This is a genomic window from Actinomadura sp. NPDC000929, from assembly GCF_040492065.1.
Lineage (GTDB): Bacteria > Actinomycetota > Actinomycetes > Streptosporangiales > Streptosporangiaceae > Spirillospora > Spirillospora verrucosospora.
The window spans coordinates 47,079-54,625 of record NZ_JBEUPA010000040.1 but is presented as its reverse complement, the minus strand read 5'-3'; the positions used below and the strand labels follow the sequence as shown (position 1 = coordinate 54,625).

Annotated in this window: 8 protein-coding genes; 5 read left to right on the top strand and 3 right to left on the bottom strand. The window is 73.3% G+C overall.

Going from position 1 to position 7,547, the window contains the following annotated elements:
- The first annotated feature begins 101 nt into the window (after positions 1 to 101).
- The 5 genes from ABWI04_RS17250 (at position 102) to ABWI04_RS17230 (ending at position 4,842) form a co-directional block, all read left to right on the top strand.
- Positions 102 to 716, top strand: coding sequence for an MFS transporter (locus ABWI04_RS17250; protein WP_353833024.1), 615 nt, complete (start codon positions 102 to 104; stop codon positions 714 to 716).
- Positions 717 to 785: 69 nt separating this feature from the next.
- On the top strand, positions 786 to 1,391 hold the full coding sequence (locus ABWI04_RS17245) for an RNA polymerase sigma factor (RefSeq protein WP_353833023.1): 606 nt from the start codon (positions 786 to 788) through the stop codon (positions 1,389 to 1,391).
- On the top strand, positions 1,384 to 2,304 hold the full coding sequence (locus tag ABWI04_RS17240) for a CU044_5270 family protein (RefSeq protein ID WP_353833022.1): 921 nt from the start codon (positions 1,384 to 1,386) through the stop codon (positions 2,302 to 2,304). Before ABWI04_RS17245 ends, ABWI04_RS17240 begins: the two co-directional genes overlap by 8 nt.
- A gap of 328 nt (positions 2,305 to 2,632) precedes the next feature.
- Positions 2,633 to 3,814 (top strand): elongation factor Tu, encoded by a 1,182-nt coding sequence (tuf, locus tag ABWI04_RS17235; RefSeq protein ID WP_353833021.1) that lies wholly within the window; start codon positions 2,633 to 2,635, stop codon positions 3,812 to 3,814.
- A gap of 155 nt (positions 3,815 to 3,969) precedes the next feature.
- Positions 3,970 to 4,842, top strand: a complete 873-nt coding sequence (locus ABWI04_RS17230; protein WP_345171661.1) for an endonuclease/exonuclease/phosphatase family protein — start codon at positions 3,970 to 3,972, stop codon at positions 4,840 to 4,842.
- A gap of 177 nt (positions 4,843 to 5,019) precedes the next feature.
- On the opposite strand, the gene ABWI04_RS17225 is transcribed toward ABWI04_RS17230, so the two are convergent.
- The 3 genes from ABWI04_RS17225 to ABWI04_RS17215 form a co-directional block, all read right to left on the bottom strand.
- Positions 5,020 to 6,576 (bottom strand): long-chain-fatty-acid--CoA ligase, encoded by a 1,557-nt coding sequence (locus tag ABWI04_RS17225; protein WP_353833020.1) that lies wholly within the window; start codon positions 6,574 to 6,576, stop codon positions 5,020 to 5,022.
- Between the two features lie 87 nt (positions 6,577 to 6,663).
- Positions 6,664 to 6,834, bottom strand: coding sequence for a hypothetical protein (locus tag ABWI04_RS17220; protein ID WP_345171658.1), 171 nt, complete (start codon positions 6,832 to 6,834; stop codon positions 6,664 to 6,666).
- Between the two features lie 51 nt (positions 6,835 to 6,885).
- Positions 6,886 to 7,512 (bottom strand): hypothetical protein, encoded by a 627-nt coding sequence (locus ABWI04_RS17215; RefSeq protein ID WP_353833019.1) that lies wholly within the window; start codon positions 7,510 to 7,512, stop codon positions 6,886 to 6,888.
- Between the last annotated feature and the right edge of the window lie 35 nt (positions 7,513 to 7,547).

Below are 7,547 nucleotides of genomic sequence, written 5' to 3'. Positions count from 1 at the left end.
GTCACGACATCACGGTCATCGACGCCGAGGAGTTCTACGAGCTCCTCGCGGTCGCCGAGGGCTGACCAGCTCATGCGGAAGCGCGCCGCGGCCTCGGCTCAGTGATCACAGGCGGGCTGGTGGTGCTGGCCCAGGGCCGGGTGCTGCGGGGCCTGACCGTCGCGACGACCCTCGCGTGGATGGGCTTCGGCGGCGTCGCCGTCACGGCGGTCCTGCTCGCCGAGCACATCGGCGCGCCGCCCAGCGCGGGCGGGCGGCTCCTCGTGGCGATGGCGGTCGGCTCGCTGATCGGCTCCCTGGCGTCCAGCCGGTGGCTGACGCCCCGGCACGCCGAACCCGTCATGATCGCCGGACTCGTCGCGTTCGGCGCGTCGCTCGCCGCGCTCGCCGTCACGCCCTCCCTGCCGTGGGCGACGGCGGCGTTCGTCGCCGCGGGCGTCGCGGAGGGGCCGGTGTTCGCGGCCACGCTCATGCTGCGCCAGCGCGAGTCGCCCCCCGACCGGCTCGGGCAGGTCAACACCACGGCCGGCAGCCTCAAGATCGGCGCGTCCGCGGTCGGCGCCGCGCTGACCGCCGCGTCCGCCGACGCGATCGGCCCGGTCGGCCTGGTCCTCGCGATCGCCGGGTTCCAGATCGCCGGCGCCCTGCTCGGCTACCTCCTGCTCCGCACGCCGGAACGCGAGACCCGCGCCGGCGTCGTCGAGGACGGCTCCTGAACCGGAGGGACCCGTACGCGGCCGCACGGGCAAGAGGGGGTGAAACGTCCACGACCGAGAGGCCCGCGCATGCCGACAACGAGCCGCTCCTCGCCCCCGCGGCCCGAGCCCGCCGCCGATGACGACCCCACCGACGCGTCCCTGATCGCCGCGTCCCGGACCGAGCCCGAGAGGTTCGCGGGCCTGTTCCGCCGGCACGCCCCGGAGATCATGCGGTACGCGGCGCGGCGCCTGGGCCGGGACGCCGCCGAGGACGTCGTCGCCGAGACCTTCCTCGTCGCCTTCGACCGCCGCCGCCGCTGCGACGCGGCGCGTCCCGACGCGCGGCCGTGGCTCTACGGGATCGCGACCAACCTGATCCGCCGCCACCGCCGCGCCGAGGTGCGGGCCCTGCGCGCCCTCGCGCGCAACGGACTCGACCCGGTCACCGAGCCCTTCACGGACGCGGTCGAGGACCGCGTCCAGGCGGGCGCCCGGTCGCGGGCGGTCGCCGCGGCCATCGCCGGTCTGCCCGCGGCGCAGCGCGAAGTGCTGCTGCTGGTGACGTGGGCGGGGCTGACCTACGACGAGGTCGCCGAAGCCCTCGCCGTGCCCGCCGGGACGGTCCGGTCCCGCATGAACAGGATCCGCCGCAAGCTGCGCGAAGCCCTCGCCGAGGAGGACCACGATGGATGAGCTCAAGCTGGTGGAGCGGCTGCGCTCCGAGGTCCCCGCGGACATCGACGTGACCGGGGCCGAGAACCGCTGGCGGCGGCGGGCGTACGGCGGGCCCGTCCGGCGGCGGCGCCCGCTGCTGCTGTCCGGCGTCGCCGCCGCGGCCTGTGCGGGTGTGGTGGCCACGTTCCTCGCCGGTCACCGGGAACCCGGGCGGACGGCCGAGGTCGCCGCCGTCCTCGACCGGGCCGCCGACCGGGCGGCGGCCGGCCCGGCGCCCCGCGCCGACCAGATCGTCTACCAGGAGATCGTGACGCGGCGGCGGGTCGGCGGCACGGGCCGCTGGTACGAGGTCCGCACCCGGACCTGGCTGCCCGCCGGCGGCGCGGGGAGCGGCCTCGTCATCGAGAAGAACTCGGTCCGGCCGCGTCCGGGCGAGGAGCTCCCGCCGGACGGCGAGAGCGTGGTCGGCCCCTGCCCGGCGTCGCCGCCGATCGAGCGCCCCTACCTCGGAGCCCTGCCCACCGACACCGGCGCCCTGCTCGACCTCCTGGCGGACCAGGGCGAGGGCGACCGGGGCGACCGGCAGTGGGCGGCCGCGTCCGACCTGATCGACCGGCCCGCGCCGCCCCGGGTGCGCGCGGCGCTGTACCGCGCGATCGCCGAGATCCCCGGGGTCCGGCTGAGGGACGACGGCGTCGACGCCGCGGGACGCCACGGGGTCGCGGTCACCCGCACCCGGGACGGCGTCCGCGACGAGCTCGTCTTCGACCGGGAGAGCCACCGCTTCCTGGGCACCCGCGACGTCGTCGCGGGCAAGGGCGGCCCGTTCGGTGCGCCGGGCACCACGACCCAGTCCAGCGCCCTTCTGGACACCGCGATCGTCGACCGTGCCCCGCTCCCCGGCCCTGACGCGACCCCGTCCGGCTGCTGAACCCCGGCACCCGGTGACCGGCCCTGCCCCGACGGCGGGGCCGGCTGCCGTGAAGCATCGGAAAACCTGTCGACTTCCGCCGGAGGCGGCCGTAATGTCCGGGGCATGTTCCTCGCAGCCGGCACCCGGACGCTCGCAGGCATCGCCCTGCTGAGCGCGGTGCCGGCTGCCTTCTCGGCGGCAGCCGACGCGGTCGTCTTCGACGGCCTGCGAAGCTGACCCCTCTCCGTCCCACCCTCCGGAGAACCAGCGGAGGGGGGTCGTCACCGGACCGGCGCCCGAGTGCGCGCGGTCGGTTCTCACCGGATCCACCAGTGAGGACGAGACGATGGCCAAGCAGCTCTACGAGCGCGACAAGCCGCACCTGAACATCGGCACGATGGGGCACGTCGACCACGGCAAGACCACGCTGACCGCGGCGATCACCAAGGTGCTCGCCGACCGCGGGCTGGCGTCCCCGGTGCCGTTCGACCGCATCGACCGCGCGCCCGAGGAGCGCGACCGGGGCATCACCATCAACGTCGCGCACGTCGAGTACGCGACCGCGACCCGGCACTACGCCCACGTCGACATGCCCGGCCACGCCGACTACGTGAAGAACATGATCTCCGGTGCCGCCCAGGTGGACGGGGCCGTGCTGGTCGTGTCCGCCCAGGACGGCGCCATGCCGCAGACGCGCGAGCACGTCGTGCTGGCGCGGCAGGTCGGCGTCGGGCACATCGTGGTGGCGCTGAACAAGGCCGACATGGTCGAGGACACCGAGCTCCTCGACCTGGTCGAGCTGGAGGTCAGGGAGCTGCTCACCGAGTACGGCTTCCCGGGAGAGGAGGTCCCGATCGTGCGCGTGTCCGGGCTCCGGGCGCTGGAGGGCGACCCGTACTGGACGGCCCGGATCGTCGACCTGCTCGACGCGATCGACGCGTACGTGCCCGTGCCGCGCAGGGCGCTCGACAAGCCGTTCCTGATGCCGGTCGAGAGCGTGTTCACGATCACCGGCCGCGGCACCGTCGTGACCGGCGTCGTGGCGCAGGGCGCGATACGGAGCGGGGACGCGGTCGAGGTCGTCGGGCTCGGCGACACGTTCGGCTCCGTCGCGACGGGCCTGGAGACGTTCGGGCGGACGATGGAGTACGCCGAGGCGGGCGACAACACCGCCATGCTGCTGCGCGGCGTCAAGCGGGACCAGGTGCGGCGCGGCCAGGTGGTCAGCGCGCCGGGCGCGATCCGCCCGCACCTGCGGTTCCGGGCCCTGGTCCGGGTGCTCGCCGCCGACGAGGGCGGGCGGAGCAGGCCGTTCCTCCACGGCTACCGGCCGCAGTTCCACTTCCGCACCACGGACGTGGTCGGCGCCGTGGACCTCGGCGAGGGCGGCATGGCGCTGCCCGGCGACTCGGTCGAGATGGCCGTCGAGCTGGGCAAGCCGGTCGCGATGACCGAGGGGCTCGGCTTCGCCGTCCGCGAGGGCGGCCGGACGGTCGGCGCCGGCACCGTCACCGCGCTGCTCGACTAGCGGCAGAGGGGCCCCGGCACTCGCCGGGGCCCCTAACCTTGATCGGGCAGCCCCCGGCCTCCCGCCACCGAGTGGTCGCGAACGGCTGGCGGATGCGATCTTGATGTGGTGAGATTCCGACATCACCCCCGCAGATCCCCCCGTCTGGAGCACGTGTGCGATCCCCCCGCGCCCTGATTCCCCTGCTCTCGGTCTGTGCGGCCGCCGCGGTCGTGACCGCCGCCGCCACCGGAGCCAGCATCGAGGGCCTGCCGGGCGGGGGTGGTCCCGCCCACGCCGACGGGGCCGCACCCCGCCCCGCCGCCGTGACGATCAACGCGGTGAGCTGGAACGTCTGCGGCGGCTCCGACTGCCCCACCGGCACCGCGCCCGCCAAGCTCACCAAGGAGATCGTCCAGCGGATGCGGGAGACCGAGGTCGGCGGGCGCACGGTGCGCCCCAACGCCGCCCTGCTCCAGGAGGTCTGCGAGGGTCAGGTCCGCTCGTTCAAGACGTCCCTGCCCAGGTGGAGCTGGGCGTTCGCGCCCGGCGACGGGACGTGCGCGGCCGGGCAGGGCCGCGCCGGCGTCGCCATCGGCACCGACGCCCCGCTCACCGCGCAGCGGCAGGTCAAGCTGCCCGCGTCCGACGGAGTCAGCCGCATCGCCCTGTGCGGCGAGGTCCCGTCCTGGACGACCCGCGTCTGCGTCACCCAGTTCAGCGCCGCCGAGAGCGGCCAGTGGCGCCGCAAGGAGGCCGGCGCCCTCGCCACCCTCGCGGGCACGGACCGCGTCCTCGTCGGCGGCGACCTCGCCGACGTCCCGGAGAGCACGGCCCTCGACCCCCTCTACGCCGCCTACGACGAGTGCGACCAGACCGGGGCATCCAGGGCGGGGGCGAACACGCGGCAGAACTGGCAGGGCACCGCGCTGGACAAGACCGACTACCTGTTCATCGGCAAGTCGGCCGCCGTCTCCTGCAGCGTCCCGGCGGCCCCCGTCAAGGCCTCGGACCACCGCCCCCTCTCCGCAGTCGTCCGATACCAGTAGTTCTGCGTTTTTCTCCTCCTTCGGGCCTTGGCGGCCCTCCATCGTCGACAAACGCGGGCGATCGCTGGCATCGCTCCGTCTCGCCTTGCGGCTCGCTGCGCGATCAGGTTCTCGCAAGCTCGAACCTGCCTTCGGACGCGATCGCAACCCTTGAGGTTGTTGCGGGTGAGGGGAGATTCAATTAACTCCGCGGTCGGCGTTCTGCCAGTAAGGGGCGCGGAGGTCGCGCTTGAGGATCTTGCCGGTGGGGTTGCGGGGGATCGCCTCGCGGCGCTCGACCGAGGTGGGGCACTTGAAGTGGGCCAGGCGCTCGCGGCAGTAGTCGATGATCTCCTGGTCGGAGACGTCCTCGGCCGCCACCACGATCGCCTTCGGCGTCTCGCCCCAGCGCTCGTCGGGGACGCCGATGACCGCGCAGTCGCTGACGGCGGGGTGGCCCATCAGGACGTTCTCCACCTCGGCGGGGTAGATGTTCTCCCCGCCGGAAATGATCATGTCCTTGACGCGGTCGTGGATGTAGAGGTAGCCGTCCTCGTCGAGGTAGCCGGCGTCGCCCGTCCGGAACCAGTTGTCCTCCGACAGCGCGCTCGCCGTCGCGTCCGGCATGCCCCAGTAGCCCTTCATGTTCTGCGGCGTCCGGCAGATGATCTCGCCCACCTGCCCGGTCGGCAGCTCGTCCCCGGTGGCCGGGTCCACGATCCGGAGCTCGGTGTTGTCGTTCGGGAGGCCGGCGCTGCGCAGCCGGTGCGCGTTCGGGCCGTCCGGGTCGTGGTCCTCGGGCGGCAGGGAGGTGATCGCGCCGGTGACCTCCGTCAGGCCGTACACCTGCCGGAAGTCGGTGGTCGGCAGCATCGCCATGGCGGTGCGCAGGACGTCCTCGCTGATCGGGGACGCGCCGTACAGCATGAGCCGCAGGCTGGACATGTCGGCGGCCGTGACCTCGGGGATCAGCGGCATGAACTGGAGCAGCACCGGGACGAGGAAGATGTGCGTGACGCGGTGCCGCTCGATGCCCCGCGCGATCGCCGTCGGGTCGGGCTCGCGCGTGACGACCCCGGTGAGGCCGTTGTAGACGGCGGAGACGGTGAGCACGTTGCCGGCCACGTGGTACATCGGCATCGCGATCATCAGCACGGACGACGCGTCGATGTCCCACACGTCGTTGGTCACCGCGAGCGCCGACAGGAAGTTGTCGTGCGTCAGCATGACGCCCTTGGGCAGGCCCGTCGTGCCGGACGAGTAGAGCTGGACGAACACGTCCCCGCTGTCGGGCTCGTACGCCGGGGGCTCGGCGGGGGCCGCGTCGATCCAGGCGGCGTAGTCCTGGTGGGCGTGGCCGGCGCCGGAGACGACGACCGTCAGGTCGGTGTGCTCGAGCTTGCCGGCGATCGCGTCCAGGACGGGGAGGAACTCGGGGCCGACGACGAAGACCTTCGCCTGGGCGTTGTTGACGATGTAGGCGACCTCGTCGGGCGCCAGCCGGTAGTTCACCGGGACCTGCGCGGCGCCGATCCGGGTCGCGCCGAAGAGCAGCTCGGCGTATTCGAGGGAGTTCTTGTCGAGGACCGCGACCCGGTCGCCGGGGCCGAGCCCGGCGGCGGCGAGCGCCGCGGCCACCCGGTCGACGCGCCGGTCGAAGTCGCCGTAGGAGATCTCGGTGTCGCCCGCGATGTACGCGACACGGTCGGGATAGGCGAGCGCTCGTTCGCGCAGCACTCCGTCAAGACCTGGCACGAGGGTCTCCTTCGCCGATGACCGCCTGGTTATTCCGGCATCATGCGGTCACCGGCGACATCGCGGCAAGGGGATCGGGCCGCTCGCCTAGCGGCTTTTCGACAACTTGGAGACCGCGGTCACGGCGAGTACCACCGCGACGGCGACGAGTCCGATGAAGAAGAAGAACTTCAGCATCGAGAAGATCGCGCCGATGACGGTGACCACCAGCCACACCGCGAGGACCACACCGAGGACGGTCAGGATCGTCTTACCCATGGCTCCACCGTATGCGCTCGCTCCCCGGGGGTCATCAGCCTCGGGAACGACCTAGGCACCGCCGTGCGGCGGAGGAGGACCCTGAGGACCCCCGGAGACCGGACCCTGACCCGGGCCGGGGAAAGGCTGCTGGTAGGACGGCGGCTGCATAGGCTGGCCGGGGAACGGCGCCCCGCCCGGCATCGGAGGCCCGCCGGGGGCGCCCGCGTTCCAGGGCTGGGACGCGCCGCCGGTCTTGGCCGTCAGCACGCGCAGCCCCGCGAGCCCCGCCGCCACCACCAGCGCCAGGAGCTCGTACGCCTGGTACCGCCCGAAGGCGGGCTTCAGCAGCGCCGTGACGAAGTGGCCGCTCGGCAGCCCTTGATCGGACAGCACGACGCCGAGGAACACGCCCATCCGTCCGCCGACCTCCATCGCCACGTACGCCGACAGCCCTGCCGCGATCGGCGCCAGCGGTCCGCGGGGCCGCGTCAGCAGGACGGCCGCGCCGACCACCACCCCGGCGAACAGGCACGCGATCAGGAAGTAGGCCGGGGACGTGCGGAACCCCAGCATGGCCGGCGACGCGTACGACCGCACGGTCATGAACAGCGCGGCGACGCCGGTGGCGACCGCGCCCCCGACCAGGAGCAGGGCGATGACCCCGCCGTTGGAGGTCGCGGAGCGATTCTGCGGCATCGCGCCATTAAAGCGATGTTCGTCCGATTTCGCAG